This is a genomic window from Oryzibacter oryziterrae (assembly GCF_021864535.1).
GTDB classification, from domain to species: Bacteria; Pseudomonadota; Alphaproteobacteria; order Rhizobiales; family Pleomorphomonadaceae; genus Pleomorphomonas; species Pleomorphomonas oryziterrae.
The window spans coordinates 182463-200710 of sequence record NZ_JAKJIC010000003.1 but is presented as its reverse complement, the minus strand read 5'-3'; the positions used below and the strand labels follow the sequence as shown (position 1 = coordinate 200710).

At 64.6% G+C, this 18248-nt stretch carries 19 protein-coding genes; 9 read left to right on the top strand and 10 right to left on the bottom strand.

Annotation, left to right across the window (positions count from 1 at the left end):
• Positions 1–4: 4 nt before the first annotated feature.
• Together L2I41_RS05420 and L2I41_RS05415 are read left to right on the top strand one after the other, a co-directional pair.
• A complete protein-coding gene (locus tag L2I41_RS05420; protein ID WP_237152490.1) occupies positions 5–1021 on the top strand; it encodes an ABC transporter ATP-binding protein in 1017 nt (338 codons plus the stop codon).
• Complete coding sequence (locus tag L2I41_RS05415) at positions 1018–2007, top strand: peptide ABC transporter ATP-binding protein (protein ID WP_237152489.1); 990 nt, start codon at positions 1018–1020, stop codon at positions 2005–2007. Before L2I41_RS05420 ends, L2I41_RS05415 begins: the two co-directional genes overlap by 4 nt.
• A gap of 106 nt (positions 2008–2113) precedes the next feature.
• Here L2I41_RS05415 and L2I41_RS05410 read toward each other — a convergent pair whose 3' ends face one another.
• Entirely contained in the window at positions 2114–2605 is a 492-nt protein-coding gene (locus tag L2I41_RS05410; RefSeq protein WP_304610546.1) for a glutathione peroxidase, read from the bottom strand.
• A 176-nt stretch (positions 2606–2781) separates the two neighbouring features.
• Here L2I41_RS05410 and L2I41_RS05405 point away from each other — a divergent pair, with 176 nt between their 5' ends.
• From L2I41_RS05405 to L2I41_RS05395, 3 genes are all read left to right on the top strand, one after another.
• Positions 2782–3321 (top strand): hypothetical protein, encoded by a 540-nt coding sequence (locus L2I41_RS05405; RefSeq protein ID WP_237152488.1) that lies wholly within the window; start codon positions 2782–2784, stop codon positions 3319–3321.
• 10 nt (positions 3322–3331) lie between these two features.
• Positions 3332–4321, top strand: coding sequence for a cytochrome-c peroxidase (locus L2I41_RS05400; protein WP_237152487.1), 990 nt, complete (start codon positions 3332–3334; stop codon positions 4319–4321).
• Positions 4322–4474: 153 nt separating this feature from the next.
• On the top strand, positions 4475–5029 hold the full coding sequence (locus L2I41_RS05395; protein ID WP_237152486.1) for a DNA-3-methyladenine glycosylase: 555 nt from the start codon (positions 4475–4477) through the stop codon (positions 5027–5029).
• An 84-nt stretch (positions 5030–5113) separates the two neighbouring features.
• Here the strand turns inward: L2I41_RS05395 and L2I41_RS05390 are convergent, their stop codons facing one another.
• The 4 genes from L2I41_RS05390 to L2I41_RS21465 form a co-directional block, all read right to left on the bottom strand.
• Positions 5114–5605, bottom strand: a complete 492-nt coding sequence (locus L2I41_RS05390) for a hypothetical protein (RefSeq protein ID WP_237152485.1) — start codon at positions 5603–5605, stop codon at positions 5114–5116.
• A gap of 505 nt (positions 5606–6110) precedes the next feature.
• Positions 6111–7253 (bottom strand): ABC transporter permease, encoded by a 1143-nt coding sequence (locus L2I41_RS05385; protein ID WP_237152484.1) that lies wholly within the window; start codon positions 7251–7253, stop codon positions 6111–6113.
• Between the two features lie 811 nt (positions 7254–8064).
• The gene (locus L2I41_RS05380) at positions 8065–8997 is read right to left on the bottom strand and encodes an ABC transporter ATP-binding protein (RefSeq protein WP_237152483.1); all 933 of its coding nucleotides are present in this window, start codon (positions 8995–8997) and stop codon (positions 8065–8067) included.
• Complete coding sequence (locus L2I41_RS21465) at positions 8981–9976, bottom strand: HlyD family secretion protein (RefSeq protein WP_255720119.1); 996 nt, start codon at positions 9974–9976, stop codon at positions 8981–8983. The genes L2I41_RS05380 and L2I41_RS21465 overlap by 17 nt, the downstream gene beginning before the upstream one ends.
• Positions 9977–10249: 273 nt before the next feature.
• Between L2I41_RS21465 and L2I41_RS05370 the strand changes: the two genes are divergently transcribed.
• A complete protein-coding gene (locus L2I41_RS05370; RefSeq protein ID WP_237152482.1) occupies positions 10250–11152 on the top strand; it encodes an alkaline phosphatase family protein in 903 nt (300 codons plus the stop codon).
• Positions 11153–11358: 206 nt separating this feature from the next.
• On the opposite strand, the gene L2I41_RS05365 is transcribed toward L2I41_RS05370, so the two are convergent.
• The 5 genes from L2I41_RS05365 to L2I41_RS05345 form a co-directional block, all read right to left on the bottom strand.
• The gene (locus L2I41_RS05365; protein ID WP_237152481.1) at positions 11359–12162 is read right to left on the bottom strand and encodes an HAD-IA family hydrolase; all 804 of its coding nucleotides are present in this window, start codon (positions 12160–12162) and stop codon (positions 11359–11361) included.
• Complete coding sequence (gene gph, locus L2I41_RS05360; RefSeq protein ID WP_237152480.1) at positions 12159–12839, bottom strand: phosphoglycolate phosphatase; 681 nt, start codon at positions 12837–12839, stop codon at positions 12159–12161. Before gph ends, L2I41_RS05365 begins: the two co-directional genes overlap by 4 nt.
• On the bottom strand, positions 12836–13492 hold the full coding sequence (gene rpe / locus L2I41_RS05355) for a ribulose-phosphate 3-epimerase (RefSeq protein ID WP_237152479.1): 657 nt from the start codon (positions 13490–13492) through the stop codon (positions 12836–12838). The genes gph and rpe overlap by 4 nt, the downstream gene beginning before the upstream one ends.
• A gap of 90 nt (positions 13493–13582) precedes the next feature.
• On the bottom strand, positions 13583–14458 hold the full coding sequence (locus L2I41_RS05350; protein WP_237152478.1) for a phosphoribulokinase: 876 nt from the start codon (positions 14456–14458) through the stop codon (positions 13583–13585).
• 8 nt (positions 14459–14466) lie between these two features.
• Positions 14467–15504, bottom strand: coding sequence for a class 1 fructose-bisphosphatase (locus tag L2I41_RS05345; RefSeq protein WP_237152477.1), 1038 nt, complete (start codon positions 15502–15504; stop codon positions 14467–14469).
• A gap of 315 nt (positions 15505–15819) precedes the next feature.
• Between L2I41_RS05345 and L2I41_RS05340 the strand changes: the two genes are divergently transcribed.
• The 3 genes from L2I41_RS05340 (at position 15820) to L2I41_RS05330 (ending at position 18248) form a co-directional block, all read left to right on the top strand.
• A complete protein-coding gene (locus L2I41_RS05340) occupies positions 15820–16746 on the top strand; it encodes a LysR family transcriptional regulator (RefSeq protein ID WP_237152476.1) in 927 nt (308 codons plus the stop codon).
• A 336-nt stretch (positions 16747–17082) separates the two neighbouring features.
• Positions 17083–17295: a hypothetical protein gene (locus L2I41_RS05335; RefSeq protein WP_237152475.1), complete on the top strand. Its 213-nt coding sequence runs from the start codon at positions 17083–17085 to the stop codon at positions 17293–17295.
• Positions 17296–17423: 128 nt separating this feature from the next.
• Positions 17424–18248: a hypothetical protein gene (locus L2I41_RS05330; protein WP_237152474.1), complete on the top strand. Its 825-nt coding sequence runs from the start codon at positions 17424–17426 to the stop codon at positions 18246–18248.

The window sequence follows — 18248 nt, the reverse complement described above, 5'->3', positions numbered from 1 at the left end:
CCCGATGCCAATTCTTGAAATCTCCAACCTCTCGGTCGACTTCCGCACTGCGGGCGGCCAGTTCCGCGCGGTGGACCGGGTGTCGCTCTCCATCGACGCCGGCGAGATCGTTTCCATCGTCGGCGAATCCGGCTCGGGCAAGTCGGTGTCCATGTTGGCGCTCATGGGCCTGTTGCCCTGGACGGCCACCGTCACCGCCGACAAGATGATGTTCGACGGCAAGGATCTCCTGAAGCTGCCCGCCCGTGACCGTCGCCGCATCGTCGGCAAGGACATGGCGATGATCTTCCAGGAGCCCATGTCCTCGCTCAATCCCTGCTACACCGTCGGCTGGCAGATCGAGGAGATGCTCAAAACCCATCTCGACCTGCCCAAGGTCGCGCGCAAGGACCGCGTGGTCGAGCTGCTGCATCTGGTCGGCATTCCCAGCCCCAAGGAGCGAGTCAACGCCTATCCGCACCAGATGTCCGGCGGCATGAACCAGCGCGTCATGATCGCCATGGCCATCGCCTGCAATCCCAAGCTCCTGATCGCCGACGAGCCCACCACCGCGCTCGACGTGACCATCCAGGCGCAGATCCTCGACCTGCTGGCCCGCCTGCAGCGCGAAACCGGCATGGCGCTGGTGCTGATCACCCACGACATGGGCGTGGTCGCCGAAACCGCCCACCGCGTCTCGGTGCAATATGCCGGCCAGAAGGTGGAGGAGCAGCCGGTCGCCACCCTGTTCTCCGATCCCCATCATCCCTATACGGCCGCGCTCTTGTCGGCCCTGCCCGAGCGCGCCACCTCCGAGCACCTGCCGTCCATCCCCGGCGTCGTGCCCGGCCAGTATGACCGCCCCGCCGGCTGCCTGTTCGGCCCGCGCTGCGATTTCGCCACCGCCCGCTGCGTCGAGAAGGCGCCGCTGGCCCAGGGCGCGCTCGCCGGTCACGCCCTCTGTCACTATCCGCTGTCGCAAGGCAAGCCGGTCGGCCACCCCGGCCCCGCTGCCATTCTCGAGCCGAGGCTCTCCGCATGAACGCGCCCGTCTCCCCTGAAATCGTCCTTGAGGGGCGCAACCTCGCCCGCCACTATGTGCTCAAGCGCGGCACCTTCGCCGAGCCCGCCACCGTGCGTGCGCTCGCCGACGCCACCTTCAGCCTAGAAGCCGGCAAGACGCTCGCCGTCGTCGGCGAAAGCGGCTGCGGCAAGTCCACGCTGGCCCGCCTCGTCACCATGATCGAGGCGCCCACCGCCGGCGAACTGCGGATCGACGGCAAGCTCGTGCCCTTCACCACCCATGTGGACAAGGAACTGCGCCGCAAGGTGCAGATCATCTTCCAGGATCCCTATGGCTCGCTCAATCCGCGCCAGAAGGTCGGCACCATCCTGGAGGAACCGCTGCGCCTCAACACCTCCGACAGCGCCGCCCAGCGCCAGGAGAAGGCCCGCGCCATGATGACCAAGGTGGGTCTGCGCCCCGAGCATTACGACCGCTACCCGCACATGTTCTCCGGCGGTCAGCGCCAGCGCATCGCCATCGCCCGCGCGCTGATGCTCAATCCGAAGATCCTGGTGCTGGACGAGCCCGTCTCCGCGCTCGACGTGTCGATCCAGGCGCAGGTGCTCAACCTGCTGTCCGATCTGCAGAAGGAGTTCGGCCTCGCCTATCTGTTCATCTCCCATGATCTTTCCGTCGTGCGCCACATCGCCGACGACGTCATGGTGATGTATCTCGGCCGTCCCGTGGAATTCGGCCCCGCCGCCGATCTGTTCGCCAACCCGCGCCATCCCTATACGCGCGCGCTCCTGTCGGCGACGCCCACCACCGATCCCGACAAGCGTTCCGAGCGCATCCGCCTCACCGGCGAACTGCCCTCGCCGCTGCGCCCGCCGTCCGGCTGCGCCTTCCATCCGCGCTGCCCCTTCGTCTTCAACCGCTGCGACGTGGAAATGCCACAGCTGAAGACGCGCGCCGGCAACGTCACGCTCGCCTGCCATGGCGTCGAGGAAGAGCGGATCTGATTGTCCTGGAAGAGCACCGCTGCAGCGGCTCAAACTATTGAATCTGGAGCGATTTCCTGCCGATCAGGTGAGTCCACCTGATCGGAAAGCGCTCTGGTCAATGCTGCTACGGTGCGTGAGCTGCCAGCGCTTTCACCACATGCGCTTCGATCGCCACCGGCCGTGTGCCCGGCGCGAACCGCCGGATCGGCACGCCGTCCCGCCCGATCAGGAACTTGGTGAAGTTCCATTTCACCTTGCGCCCGAACCAGCCGGGCAGGCGTGAGGTCAGCCAGGTGAACAGCGGATGGGCCAGCGGGCCGTTGACCTCCACCTTGGCGAACATCGGAAAGCTCACGTCAAACATCGTCTTGCAGAAGGTGGCGATGTCCTCGGCGCTGCCCGGCTCCTGGCCGCCGAACTGGTTGCAGGGGAAGCCCAGGATCACAAATCCCTGGTCCTTGTATTTTGAATAGAGCGCTTCCAGCCCGGCAAATTGCGGCGTGAAACCGCAGCCGCTCGCCGTATTGACCACCAGCACCACCTGCCCCCGGAAAGTCCCGAGGTCTACAGGCGTTCCATTGAGGCTCTCCGCTTCGAAATCGTCGATCCGCACCATTGAGGGCATCCTCTCGGTCATCGGGCTCGCCTATTGGTAGCCCAGCCCTCCCCTCCGGCCAACGCACGATTTGGTGTCTGAAACGTTCTGTCCCCAGCGATACTGCGACATCCGTAGTGTCGCTAAGATCCATCAAACGTTATATAGTGCAGTATATAGCGAAGATGGAGTGCCCGATGAACCGGTCAGTCGCCACCCTGTTTACCCTTGGATTGATGGTCTCTCTTGTCTCCCCGCTGCCGCTGGCAGCCGAGGAGGCTGCCCCGCAACCGGCCTGTCCGTCGACCCCGGTCGCCCTGCCGCCGGATCTTGCCTCCTGGCAGACGCCCGTCTCGATCGGCGCCGCTGGCGCCCCCGCCGCACTCGCGGTCGCGGAACTCAAGCTTGGCACTGCGGTCACCGCCACCATGGCGCCGACGCCGTCGGTCACCTATGTGCACCAGCCCGCCAAACCCGGCGGCTCGGTCAGCTTCGGCGGCATGCTCTCGATCACCATCCCTGCCGACGGCACCTATCGCATCGCCCTGTCCAACCGCTCCTGGATCGATCTGCTGGAAGGCGATGCCGTCATCGATTCCATCGGCCACAAGCCCGGCCCCGACTGTTCGGGCATGCGCAAGACCGTCGATTTCCCGCTGAAGGCCGGCCCGCACGTGATCCAGCTCGGGGCTGGCGACACCCCCACCGTCACCGTGCTGGTGACCAAAGTTCCCTGAGGCGTCCGCCATGGCTCGCCGATCCGCCCTCCTCGCAGCAGGTTTCCTGTCCCTGTTTGCGTCCCTCCCCGGACAAGCCGCCGACGCGCCCGCCGCGCCGGCGGTTGACGCCGCAGAGGCGCGGATCGAGCTCGGTCGCCGCCTGTTCTATGACGCCGACCTGTCCATCAACGGCACCATGGCCTGCGCCACCTGCCACGAACAGAAGCGCGGCTTCACCGACGGCAACGTCAACCACCTCGGCGCGCTCGACGATCCCGCCAAGCGCAACGTCCCCGGCCTTGCCAATGTCGGCGCGCTTCACAATCTCACCTGGGCCAACAACCGCCTGTCCGGCCTTGCCGAGCAGGCGCTGACGCCGATCTTCGGCGATGCCCCGGTCGAGATGGGCATGAAGGGCCACGAGGCCGACCTCCTCGCCCGCCTGTCCCGCAATCCCTGCTACCCCGCCCTGTTCAAGGCCGCCTTCCCGGACACCCGGGGCACCATCGATCTCACTTCCGCGCTCGCCGCCCTCGAAGCCTTCGAGCGCACCTTCGTCTCCGACAGCAGCGACTACGACAAGGCCGCGCGCGGCGAGCTTGCCCTGTCTCCCGCCGCTGAAGCCGGCAAGGCGCTCTTCCTCGGCGCCGCCCATTGCGCCACCTGCCACACCCCGCCGCTCTACACCGATGACGCCTTCCACGCGATCGAGCCGCCCGGCACCGATCACGGTGACCGCGGCCTTGCCGACGTCACCGGCAAACCCGAAGACCGCGACGTCTTCCGCACACCCTCGCTCCGCAACGTCGCTCTTTCCGACCCCTATTGGCACGACGGCCGCGCCACCACGATCCCTGCCGCCCTCGCCCTGCACATGCTGCCGCCCGAGACCGCCGCAAGCCTCACCCCCGACGACATCACCGCCCTCACCGCCTTCCTCGGCACGCTGACCGACGTCAGCTTCACCACCAACCCCGCCCTCAGCCTGCCGCCTGCGGCCTGCCCGGCGCTCCGGTAAAATCGCTCTTGAGCTTTTGCGCCCGCGCGCCCTTCTCCCCTTGCGACTCCTCAAGGGGCGAGGGTTCCGGAACGTAAAATCAAATGCCATAGCGGCCTGACCGACCTCCTGACAGCCGATGACAGACCGGCGACATCCGGCTATATCCGCCGCATGCACGCCCTCGCCGCCCTGCCAGCCCCGCTTCTCGCCCCGCGCCTCCTCGGCGCCACGCTGCTGCTCGACGGTGTCGGCGGCGTCATCGTCGAGACGGAGGCCTATGAGGCCGACGATCCCGCTTCGCACAGCTTCACCGGCCGCACGCCGCGCAACGGCGCCATGTTCGGCCCACCGCTTCACGCCTATGTCTACCGCTCCTACGGCATCCACTGGTGCTTCAACGTGGTCAGTGGCGAGGACGGCCACGGCGCCGCCGTACTGATCCGCGCCCTCGAACCCACCCACAGCCTCGAGGCCATGTCCGCCCGCCGCCGCACCAACGATCCCCGCCAGCTCTGCTCCGGCCCCGGCAAGCTCACCGAAGCCCTCGGCCTCACCCGCGCCCACGACACCCTGCCGCTGACCGCCCCACCCTTCACCCTGACGCTTCCCGCGGACTCACCCACCGATATCCTCACCGGCCCGCGCATCGGCATCACCAAAGCCATCGCCACCCCCTGGCGCTTCGGCCTCGCCGGCTCGAAATTCCTGAGCAAACCGTTCCGGTGACGGCAAGGGCCCGCGCAACGAAGGCCGGTGACTGGATAGAGCCGGCAAAGCCGGCGTTTCCTGTCACCTTTTGCATCCAAGTCCTCAAGCCGCAGCCCTAAGGTCGATTCGACCGTTCGACTTCTCAAATATCTCCCCAATCAAATATTCGTCAAAGATGCGGTCATCTTCAGATAAATCTATTTCATTTGCCGCTTCAATAGCCTCTTGAGAGGAGGGACCACCTCTGTCCAGAATAATCAAGATCAATTTCAGCTCAGCAGAAATGTGACCTTCTTGCTTTGCTTTTAGAAAAGATGCTTCGGCTTTATCAATCATTCCCATTTGTTGATACGTGACGCCTAAATTATAGGAAGCAATCGTGTCCCCGAGATCAGAGGCAACTCGATAATATTCTGCCACCTCTGCCAATCGATCAGCCCCAAAGACAACCTCTGTCAAAAGTCCCATCCACAGGAGCAAATCGGGCTTCCGCCGATCCATGTGCTCCGTCAAAAGTTCCAATGCCGCCGTAGGCTGGCCCGCCTCGTAAAGGGTGGATACTTCATTGATAAGGTCGGCTTCATCTTTATCCATGTGCCCAATCTCTTTGCCTCGGCCAGCTGCCTTCCTTGCCTACTACCCGCGCAACGGGGCTGCGATCGCCATAATACAACTACAGGACACTTTTCGTCATCGCGTATCCTCACTTGGCAAGGTAACAGACGAAACAGCGCCCGCTAGTTGCCGACGACTGGATAGAGCCGGCACCGCCGGCGCTTCCTGTCACCTTTTGCACCACGCCCCGTCCGAGACCCTGCTTCTCCACCAGTACAAAGGGTGACAGGAACGCCCTTCGGTTGATCCAGTCACCGGCCCTCCGCCCGCCTCCGCCTCTCCCCTCCCCCTCCTCCAGTTCGCACCCTGAAATTCGTCGGGGTGAGTCAAATGCTGGTGGCGGCGAGAACCGGAGCGCAGCGGGCTTGCAGGCCCGTGAGCACCATGCATCAATCCAAACAAGCCTCCGGCTTTGTTTGGAAAAATTGATGCAAGACAACAAGCTGGCGCAGCCGACGCCAGCAGTTGGCCGCCCCGGCGGATTTCAGTCCAGTGTGACGCGGAAGCGCTTCACCGCCACCGTCATCGCCGCCAGCATCAGCGCGGTCAGGGCCAGACCCTCGCGGGCTAGATCGGTGAGGTCGGCGCCTTTCAGCATGATGGCGCGGACGATGCGCACATAATGGGTCAGCGGCAGGATCTCGCCCACCCACTGCGCCCAATAGGGCATGCCGGAAAAGGGAAACATGAAGCCCGACAGCAGGATCGACGGCAGGAAGAACATCATCGCCATCTGCACCGCCTGCAGCTGGTTGCGCGCCAGCGTCGAAAAGGTATAGCCGATCGAAAGATTGGTGACGATGAACAGCGTGGTCAGGAAGGTCAGCAAGCCGAAGCTGCCCACCACCGGCACGCGGAACACCACCAGCCCGGCGATCAGGATCAGCGCCGCCTGGAAGAAGCCGGCCACCACGTAAGGCGCGATCTTGCCTAGCATGATCTCGGTCGGCCGGATCGGCATGGCCAGCAGGTTCTCCATGGTGCCGCGCTCGATCTCGCGCGTCACCGACAACGCGGTGAAGATCAGCAGCGTCATGGTCAGGATGGTGCCGAGCAGCCCCGGCACGATGTTGAGCTGGCTTGATCCCGCCGGATTGTAGCGGCGATGCTGGCGGATCTCGAAGGCGGGCGCCGTTGCCGTCTCCGCCCCGGTGAACCGGTCCCGCACGAGCGCCAGCTTCACCACGTTGTCGAGCGCCCCGAGCGCCGTGCCGGTCGCCACGGGATCGGTGGCATCCGCCGCCACCAGCAGCGCCGGCCGCTCGCCGCGCCTCAGCGCCCGCTCGAAGCCGGCGGGAATCTCCACCCCGAACAGGATGTCGCCCGCCCGCATCGCCGCATCGAACTCGGCTTCCGATCGGGTCACCAGCTTGAAATCATAGAAATCGGTATTCTGCAGCCCGGCCAGGATCGACCGCCCCACATCGCTCTCTTCCTGCATCAGCACGCCGACGGGCATGTGATGCGGCGTGGTGTTGATGGCAAAGCCGAACAGGATCAGCTGCATCACCGGAATGGAGATCATGGTCGCCAGCGTCACCCGATCCCGCGTCAGCTGGATGGTCTCCTTGATCATCATCGCCCAGATGCGGCCGAGACTGTCGGCAAAGCGGGAGAAAGCGCTCATGGCCCCGCCCTCCGCTCACCCACGATACGGCAGCGCTGCGCGCCAACTTCTTTCCTCCGACTGCATGGATGGTCCGCCTTCGCGGACCATGACGGCGAGACAGCCGGGAGGCCAACAAGCAGCCCCCTCAGACGCGCAGCTGGCAGCAAGCAACCCACTGATTTACTTATCAAACCGGACCTTAACCTCGTCATGGTCCGCGGAGGCGGACCATCCACGCAGTCACCAGCCCAACGCTGTCGCGCAGCGACACCTTTCCACCCCCCTGCGTCACTCCACCCAACGCCGAACCAGCCCGCCGAGGAACCAAGCCCCACCCTCTCTCCCCTTGCGGGAGAGAGCGGGAGAGAGGGGTATCCCCCGAAAAGGCACGCGCATCGCCCGCCGGTGACCGCTCTCCCACTGGCGCGCCCCATTTCCCGCCAAACAAACCGGCAGCGCTGCGCGCTCTCATCTTTCTTCTGACTGCATGGATGGTCCGCCTTCGCGGACCATGACGGCGAGACAGCCGGGAGGCCAACAAGCAGCACCCTCAGACGCGCAGCTGGCAGCAAGCAACCCGCTGATTTACTTATCAAACCGGACCTCAACCTCGTCATGGTCCGCGAAGGCGGACCATCCACGCAGTCATCAGCCCGAAGCTGTCGCGCAGCGACACCGCCTTGCCCTGCCGAGCTCCCTCGCCCCAATTTCATCCACCTCGCACCAGAACCAATCGGCACGCTCTCCCCCCTTATGGGGGAGAGTTGGAGAGAGGGGTATCCCCCTCCAGCCGATCCAGTACCCGCGCTGGGAACAAGCAAAAGCCTCTTCATTTGAAATTGTCCCTCGACCGGCTCATGAGATCGATGAACACGTCTTCCAGCGTCGCCGCCCCCTCGCTCCACGTCAGATCCGCCCGCCCACGGAACGGCGCCACCGCCGCTTCCAACGCCGCCCGGTCCCGGCCGCAGACATGCAGGTTGAGGCCGAAGGGCGCCACCATGTCGACACCGGGCAAACCCTTGAGATCGCGGGGCAATCCCACCACGCCCGGCCCGGTCACGGTCAGCGTCGTCAGCCCCGCGCCCGCCACCACCTCGTCCACCGTGCCCTTCACCAGGAGCTCGCCATAGGCGATATAGGCGATCTCGTGGCAGCGCTCCGCCTCGTCCATGTAATGGGTCGAGACCAGAACCGTCAGCCCCTCGGCGGCCAGCGCATGGATCTCCGTCCAGAAGTCGCGCCGCGCCTGCGGGTCGACGCCTGCCGTCGGCTCGTCGAGCAGCAGCAGGTCCGGCTCGGGCAGGATGCAGGCGCCCAGCGCCAGCCGCTGCTTCCAGCCGCCCGAGAGCTGCCCGGCCAGTTGCCCGTCGCGCCCGTTGAGCCCCAGCCGCTCGATCGCCGCCGACGCCCGGTCGCGCGGATGGTCGAGCCGATAGAGCCGGCCGACGAACTCCAGGTTCTCGCGAATGGTCAGGTCCTGGTAGAGCGAGAATTTCTGCGTCATGTAGCCGACGCGCCGGCGGATCTGACGCGCCTCGGTCAGGATGTCATGGCCGAGGCAGGTGCCCCGCCCGGCGTCCGGCACCAGCAGGCCGCAGAGCATGCGGATGGTCGTGGTCTTGCCCGAACCATTCGGCCCGAGAAAGCCGTAGATTTGCCCCTTGCGCACCTGCATGGACAGGTTGTTGACCACCCGCCGCCCGTCAAAGGTCTTCACCAGCCCCTCGACGTCGATGACGACCTCAGCCGCCTCCACCATGGCCGCCTCCCGTGAGATCGACGGTCACGCTCACCGGTTGGCCCACCTTGAAGGCCGAAGGATCATCCGGCACCGCCTCCACCCGCACCACGAATTTCTGCCGTTCTTCCAGCGAATAGATCACGGGCGGAGTGAATTCGGCGCTCGTGCCCACAGAACTCACCTTGGCCGTCAGCCCGTCGCGGCAGCCGTCGCAGGCCACCGGCAGCGTCGCGCCCACAGCAATCTTCGGCAGTTCATATTCGGCCACGAAGAAACGCAGCTTCAGATTTTCGGGGGGCAGCAGGGCCACCACCGGCTTGCCCGCGCCCACCACCTCGCCGGCCCGGAAATACACCTCCGTCACCCGCCCCGCTGCCGGCGCCGCCACGGCGAGCTTGTCCACCCGCCGCGCTGCCGCCGTCACCGCCGCCTCGGCTTGCGCCACGGCCGCCCGGGCCGCGTCGATATCCTCGGCCCGACCGGACAGATGTGCGACCGCGATCTGGCTCTCGATCTGCTGCAAGGTCGCCGCATCGCGGTCATAGACGGACTTGGCCTGATCGTAGCGCGCCTGGCTGGCGTTGCCCTTGTCGAGCAACTCGCGAGCCCGATCGAGATCGGCTGACGACCAGCCCAGCGCCGCCTTGGCCGCCGCGCGCGAGGCTTCCAGCACCGCGATCTCTTCAGGCCGCTCCGCCGCCGCTTCGAGCCGCTTGAGCTTGGCCGCCGCCGCATCGCGGGCCGCCTTCGCCCCGTCGAGATCGGCCTCAGGCAGTGCCCCGTCGATCGCAAACAGCGGCGCCCCCGCCACCACATCCTGCCCCTCTTGCACGGCCACCGACACCAGCCGCCCGCCCTCTTCGGGCCCGACGAACAGCGTATCGGCCTCCACCCAGCCCTGATGCACTGCCTCGGTCTGCGTCACCACATGCGGCCACACCGCAACCCCTGCCCCGGCCGCCACCACGACAAAGATCCCCACCAGCCTCAGCTTCATCCCGGCCTCCGCCACGCAGCGAACCGCGCTCGTCTTGCCGGCAAGAATAGTCCGAAAGCGAAGTGTTGTCGTTAAGGCGGATCAAAGTTGGGAGGCTGCCGATAGATTCAATCTTCAAATGAGACGCGAGCCGCCTTGCTCATACAGGATCATAATGTTGAAATACCGGAGCACGAACCACGCTCATCTCTTCCAAAGCCAGTTCAGCTCCCGTTCAGCCACAGCGGTCAGGGTGTTATCCTGCCCACCTGGCGATTGCCCCCGGAGAGTCGCATGCCCAACAAAGCCACCCGCCGCCCCGCCCACGTGAAGCGCCTCACCCAGGGCCTCGTCGCCCTGATGCTCGCACTGGTGGCCATGCTCTCCCCCGCCCCGGCCTTCGCCGCCGGCTTTTCCCGCGTCGTGGTCGTCGTGCTGGAGAACACCGACTATGCCACCGCTATCGCTCAGCCCTTCATGAAGTCGCTGTCGTCAAAGGGCGCGCTGCTCACCAATTTTTCCGCCGAGACCCATCCGTCCCAGCCCAATTACATCACCATGATCGCCGGCTCGGCGCTCGGCGTCGACGAGGTCGCGCTGCCGGACGGTAACGTCACGCGCGATGCAAGGCACCTCGGCAATCTCCTGGAATCCAAGGGCCGCAACTGGCGCGTCTATGCCGAAGGCTACCCCGGTGCCAAAGGCAACTGCTATCTCGGCGCCCGCTCCGGCGGCTATGTGCGCAAGCACGTGCCCTTCCTGAGCTTCAAGGACGTGCAGACCACCAGCCGCTGCAACAAGGTCGTCAGCGCCACCATCTTCGCCGCCGACGCCAAGGCGGGCAGGCTGCCGGCCTATACGCTCTACGTCCCGACGCTCGACAATGACGGCCACGATACCGGCGCCGCCTTCGCCGACGCCTGGCTGAAGACCACCATCGGCCCGCTTCTCGCCGACAGCTCCGTCATGAAGAACACCCTCGTGGTCGTCACCTTCGACGAAGGCGTGGGCAAGGGCGCGCATGTGAAGAGCCACATCGCCACCTGGCTGATCGGCCCCATGGTAAAGCCCGGTGCCACCTCGGCCAGGGCCTATACCCACAACTCGCTGCTGCGCACCATCGAGGACACTTTCGCGCTCGGCACCCTCGGCCGCGGCGACGCCACCGCCCGCCCGATCACCGGCGTCTGGAAGTGAGAGTGCAACCTGCGGCGTGAGGTCTTGCCGTCTCGCGCCGCCCTGTACCGAAATGCGTCCTCATCGCTGCATTTCCGCCGTCCCCAACGGAGGCTTGGGCGACATATGCGTGACATGTGCGCCGACCGTTCACAACCGGCCGCAACCCCGCGCAACGCCTGCTCCGAAATTCGATGCCCCCGCCAGTAGAATTTCCGGTCAGGCGCTCAAAAGAGCGACTTGCCACCGATGGTCAGCAGGCTGCGAATATCGTCGTCATCGGCCACCCAGCGGCGCAGCGCCGACACGGTCACCATGGTCTCGCCATCGCCGGCGCCGGAAAAATGTTCATAGGGATCAAAGGCATCGCCCAGGCTGGACAGCACCGCAAAGGCGCCCGAGAAGTCGCCGCCGCGCGAATAGGTGCTGGGGGTGACAATGGTCCTCAGCCCAGCCGCCATCGCCGCCTTCAGCCCGTTCTCGCTATCCTCGAATACAAGGCAATTGCGGGCCGGGATCTTCAGGCGCTTGAGCACCATCTCATAGATTTCCGGCGACGGCTTCTTGGTCTTGACCTCATCCCCACCGGCAATGAATGAAATCTTCTCAAGTCCAGACAACTCTAGATTGGAGATTATCAGCGCCTCGGCGTTATCGATACTGGACGTCGTCGCCAGAACAACCTGAATACCGCGCGAGTGTGCTTCATCGATCAATCGCTCGACACCCGGCCGCAGCCGGGCCAGCCGCTGATCGATCATCTTGGCATAGACATGCGACTTGATCCGGTGCACCTCCGGCAACCGCGCCTTCAGCCCACCGACATCCGCCGGATCGAAAGTATCGAGATAATATTCGAGGCGCGACTGCCCGCCCGGCACCACCAGAAGCTTCGAATACAGCTCCTGGTCCCAGTCCCAATCGAGACCGGACATCTCAAAGGCGCGATTGAACGCGAGACGATGCACTTCCTCTGTTTCGGAAAGCGTACCGTCCACGTCGAAAATCAGCGCCTTTACGCCGGATTTCATGATCTGCTCTGCCAGATTTCAAGTAGACGCGGGATTTCCCGGAAGTCGTCGACCACAGCGTCGGCGCCCAGTTCATCCGCAGGAATCACAGTATACCCGTATCTGACCGCAATCGAGCGAATACCGGCAGCCTGCGCCGATTTCACATCGGCGGGGCTATCCCCGATCATCACCGCCTCAGACAGCGGCACACCCAGCCGCTCCGCCGTCAGCATGATCATGTCGCCTTCCGGCTTGCGCGGCACCCCGCTGTCACCGCCGACCACCGCCCCGAACACACCGGAAAACCCAAGATCTTCAAGGATTTGTCGCGCCGGCCCCGTCGGCTTGTTGGTGCAGACACCGAGGGCATATTGCCCCCGCAGCGCCTGGACGATCCCCTCCACATGCGGGAAGAAGCGGGTCAATCGCGCCGACCGCGGCTCGTAGAGATCGAGATAGCGCGCCACCTGCCGCTCCAGCGCCTCGCCGTCCATGGCGATGCCATGCGCCGAAAAAGCACGTTGCACCAACAGGGTAACCCCATTGCCCACCATGGCGCCCACCGCCGCCTGGGCATGCGCCGCAAGGCCGTTCTCGGCCATCAGCTCGTTCATGGCCTCGGCCAGATCCGGCAGGCTGTCCACCAGCGTGCCATCCAGATCGAAGATCAGGGCGGAAATCGTCTGTCCGGTCACAGGCTCGCCCTCAACGCCTTGATGTTGCGCTCATAATCGGCCTGCGTGCCGCCCTTGAACACCGACGTCCCCGCCACCAGCACATCCGCACCGGCGCGCGTGAGCAGCCCGGCATTGTCGACGGAAACGCCGCCGTCGATCTCGATGTGAATGGGGCGATCGCCGATCAAAGCCTTGACCTTCTTCACCTTTTCCACCACCGACCCGATGAAGGCCTGCCCGCCGAAGCCCGGGTTCACCGTCATCAGCAGCACCATGTCGATCTCGTCGAGCATATATTCAAGCCCCGAGATCTCCGTGCCCGGATTGAGCACCACGCCCGACTTCTTGCCCAGCCCCCGGATCACCTGCAGCGAGCGGTGAACATGCGGCCCCGCCTCCACATGCACGGTGATCAGGTCGGCGCCGGCATCGGCAAAGGCGGGAATGTAGGGATCGGCCGGCGCGATCATCAGATGCACGTCGAAGGGCAATTTCGTGTGCTTTCTCATGGCCTTGATCACCGGCGGCCCGAAGGTGATGTTGGGCACGAAATGCCCGTCCATCACGTCGAGATGGATCCAGTCCGCCCCGGCTGCCTCAATGGCGCGCAGCTCCTCGCCGAGGCGGGAGAAATCGGACGACAGCATGGACGGGGCAATGATCACGGACATGTTTCACTCACGCTTTCAATCGGATGGCACCGCAAGACAAGCGGTGTTCTAATCGCCTTTGCGCCGTCCCGGCAATGCGCCAGATGGATTTCACCGCGCCAGCCGCGCCTTTTCCACCAGCCGCAGGATCTTCGGCGTCAGGATCAGCTGCATGGCCAGTTCCATCTTCGGTCCCGGCACCACGATCGAATTTGCTCTCGACATGAAACTGTCTGGTATCATGGACAACAGATAGGGAAAGTCGATCCCGCGCGGATCGCGAAAGCGGATCACGACGATGGATTCGTCCGGCGTCGGAATCCAGCGGGCAATGAACGGATTGGAGGTGTCGACGGTCGGAACACGCTGGAAATTGACGTCGGTCTGGGTGAACTGCGGGCAGATGTAATGCACATAGTCGGGCATGCGCCGCAGGATCGTGTCGGTCACCGCCTCGGTGGAATAGCCGCGGGTTTCCTTGTCGCGATGGATCTTCTGGATCCATTCGAGATTGATCACCGGCACCACGCCGATCCGGAGGTCCACATGGCGGGCGATGTTGATGTCCTCGGTCACCACGGCACCATGCAGGCCCTCGTAGAACAGAAGATCGGTGCCGCCGGGAAACTCCATCCAGTCGGAGAACGTGCCGACGGGGATATCGAACTGTTCGGCCTCCGCCTCGCTATGGGCATAGAGCCGCGTCCGTCCGCTGCCGTCCCGCCCATAGCTTTCGAATGATTCTTCAAGTTCTTTCAATAGGTTGGCTTCAAGCCCGAAATGACTGAACGTCTGATCGCCGCGTTCGTCGTGCTCCACCGTCGCCCGCCGCATGCCCTCGCGGTCATAGCGGTGGAACGCGTCCCCCTCGATATACGCCGCCATGATCCCCTCCCGCCGGAAGATCCGCTCGAAGGTGGCGCGTACGGATGTGGTGCCGGCACCGGATGACCCGGTAACGGCGATGATCGGATGCCTTGCTGACACGGTCCCCCCTACTCGTCCCGGAACAGTCCCCGCTTGTTGAACAGCGGGTTGCGATCCGCCGGTGACGGATTTGAACGATAATACTCGAACCGGCTGACTTCCTCCGTCGAGCCCAGAACGAGCGGAGTCTTCTCGTGCAGATCGGTCGGTTCGAGGTCGAGAATGCGCGCCTGCCCGTTGGACGCCTTGCCGCCCGCCTGTTCCACCAGGAAGGCGATCGGGTTGGCTTCATAGACCAGTCTCAGGCGCCCCGAGCGATACCCCGGACGGCTGTCCTCGGGATAGAGGAAGACGCCGCCACGCGCCAGGATCCGGCTGACTTCCGCCACCAGCGAGGCGACCCAACGCATGTTGAAGTCCCGCTGCCGCGGCCCCGTCTTTCCGGCCAGGCAGTCGTCGATGTAATGCCGCACCTCCGGCGCCCAATGCCGGTAGTTGGACATGTTGATGGCAAATTCCTTGGCCGCCTCGGCAATCTGTGCCCGCCGTTCGGTCAGCAGGAAGCGCCCCGACCAGCGGTCCAGCGTGAAGATGGCCGTCCCCTCGCCCACCGTCAGCACCAGGTCGGTGTGCGGCCCGTAGACGATGTAGCCGGCGGCCAGCTGACGGCTGCCCTTCTGCAGAAACGGATTTTCCGTCTCCCCCCGCGGCAGCACCGAGAAGATCGTGCCGATGGAAATGTTGATGTCGATGTTGGACGATCCATCCAGCGGATCGATGGCCACCGCCACGAGACCATTGGGATCGAGCTGGTCCGGATGGTCCGCTTCCTCCGAGCCCAGCATGGCAACGCCGGCGAGCCGCATGGCATCCAGCACCACCTCATGCGCCTTGAGGTCGAGTTCCTTCTGCGCGTCGCCGCCAAAATTCTCGCCGATCACCGAGCCATGCTCGGCCGCGATCGCCCCGTCGGCCACCATGGCCGCCAGCACGCGCCCGGCACCGGCCATGCCGATCACCGCCCGCGCCACCGACAGTTTCATCGGATCGACCCCGGCAAAGGCGCTCAGATAGGTCTCGAGTGTTTCGCTTGCAGCCTTGCTCAATGGACCATTCCTTGTTCTGGACCGTGCCAGAGGCGACACGCTATCGCCGGCCCCGCGGGCTCGGCGTCGTCGGGAAGCCCGGCTTCCCATTTTTCCATTGCAGCCGGCAGACCTAAGTCTTCCTGTCGATCTTGCCAGCCCCCGCGACGATCATCACAATGGACAACCACCCCGTCATGGCACATCTAGACTAAGGCCGTGACTACATAAGGTCATGTCCTAATGTCGAACGCGATTCCGTCAAGACCACAGATTCGCACTGCGACCAATGGAAACAACAGTCCCGCAGGGACCGGGGAAGGCAACAACACGATCATGCGCCATACCACGTTGAAGCAATTGCGCTTCCTGTCGGCCGTCATCAAGACCGGCACGGTGACCGCGGCCTCCTCGGCCATGAACGTGACCCCGCCTGCCATCACCGCCCAGGTCAAGGCGCTGGAAGACCTCGTGGGCATGCCGCTGGTGGAGCGAGTCGGGGACCGCTTCATCCCCACCTCCGCCGGAGCCGAAATCGCCAGCACGCTCGCCCGCATCGAGGCCTTGCTCAACGAATGCGGCAGCGCGCTCGCCGAACTCAAGGAAGCCGGCTCCGGTCGCGTCTCCATCGGCGTCGTCTCCACCGCCAAGTATTTCGCGCCCATGGCGCTCGCCGCCTTCCGTCAGGAGCGGCCCAAGGTCGACATCAACTTCTTCGTCGGCAACCGCGACGAGACCATCCTCGCGCTCAAGAACTACGAGGTGGATCTGGCCATCATGGGCCGTCCGCCGGCGGAGTTCGACGTGGAATCCAAGGCCATCGGCGGCCACCCCCAGGTGATGATCGCCTCCCCTAGCCACCCGCTCGCGGGCAAGCGCGACATCGACCCGCGCGACCTGCTCGACGAGATCTTCCTCGTCCGCGAGGCGGGCTCGGGCACGCGCAACAGCTTCAACGCGCTGATGAGCGAGTACACCGGCGGTCGGGAGTTGCGCGAGTTCGAGATGGGCTCCAACGAAACCATCAAGCAGGCGGTGATGGCCGGCCTCGGCATCTCCTTCATTTCCTCGCATACCATCGCCCCGGAAGTGGAGGCCGGTCGCATGGTCATCCTCGACGTGGTCGGGCTGCCGATCATGAAGACCTGGTTCGTGGTCCGCCGCACCGACAAGCGCCTGCTGCCGGCCGCCGAAGCGCTGCATGCCTTCTGGCTGAAGCGCGGTGCGGAGTTTCTGCCCAAGATCAGCGGCAAGGTCGCCTAGCACGACAGTTGCTGATTTGTCAGGCCGTGGCGAAAGGGGTGATTTTCGAGCATCGGAGCGGAGCGTACATTTGAGTACGTGAGCACCGAAGCGCAGAAAATTGCCTCTTGCAGACCGGCATCACAAATGTTGCAACTGTAGTAATAGGGTGAAATTCCCTATCCCCGGACGATGAGCGCGACCTTTCACCCGGTGAAGGCGCGCAAAATGGCGACCTATCTTGTCAGCTTTTTCCTATGATTTCCGAACGGAAATCGCGCTCGGCCTGAACCGTCCGGGCTCGGTCTTCGTATGAGAGGGATGACGGCTTTTGCCGTCCCCTTGAGGAGACGAGCCATGGACCCGGTCAACCTGATGATCACCGCCTGCCTGCTGTCCGATCCTGCCATCTGCGAGGAAAAGGCCGTGCCCGTGGCCGAGGCGGTCAGCATCCGCCAGTGCTACGCCTGGGCGCAGCCCTTCCTGGCCCAATGGGCCGGCAACCACCCCAAATACCATATCGTCAAATGGCGCTGCGGTGAGCCGGGCAAGGACGGCAAGGACATCTGATTGCGCGAACGGGCTTGGCAAAGGGACACACCATCGACATGATTGGCGGACTAGTGTTGCGCCAAGGCCTTGGCATCGCTTGCCGATCCGGGGCTTTGACCCACCTGTCTCCAGCCGAAGCGATCCCCATGTCCCACTCTGCCGCCTTCACCGTCGTCGAATCCCTGTGTGCCAGCGGCAAAGGCTCGGAGGACAAGAAGGAGGACCGGCTCGTCGTCACCGATGACTTCGTCGCCGTCGTCGACGGTGCCACTTCCTCGGGCCCGATCAACGGCAAGGCCGGCGGCATCGTCGCCGCCGAATGCGTGGTGGAAGCGCTGCTCGCCCTGCCGGCCGACGCCACCGCCCGCGCCTTCGTCGATGCCGCCACCGCCCGTCTGGCAGCCCGCATGCATCCCTGGCCGGACGAGACGATCATGCGCCCCTCCGCCGCGGTCGTCGTCTGGAACCGCGCCCGCCAGGAAGTCTGGCGCATTGGCGACTGCCACTATCGCATCGATCAGCGCGACTATGCCGGCGAGAAGGAGATCGACAAGGTCTCCTATGCCTTCCGCTGCGCCGTAGTGAAGGCGCGCATCGCCCTCGGCGTGTCGACGGTCGAAGCCGAGCGCAGGATTCCGACCCTCCAGCAGCCCTTCATGCCGCTGGTCAGCCTGCAGCACGCCTTCCTCAACAAGGATATCGCCGATCCCCTCGCCTATGGCGCCATCTGCGGCACGCCCGTGCCCGATCGCTTCATCGAGGTGACCTCCACCGCCGGCGCCGGCGAATTCGTCCTCTGCTCCGACGGCTTTCTGAGCCCCGCCGCCACGCTCGCCGACGGCCTCGCCGACCTCGCCCGCATCCGCGACGCCGACCCGCTGATGGTCACCCTCACCCAGGGCTCCCGCCCCTTCGCCGACGGCGCCGACTATTTCGACGACACCACCTATGTGCGGGTGAAGGTGGGCTGA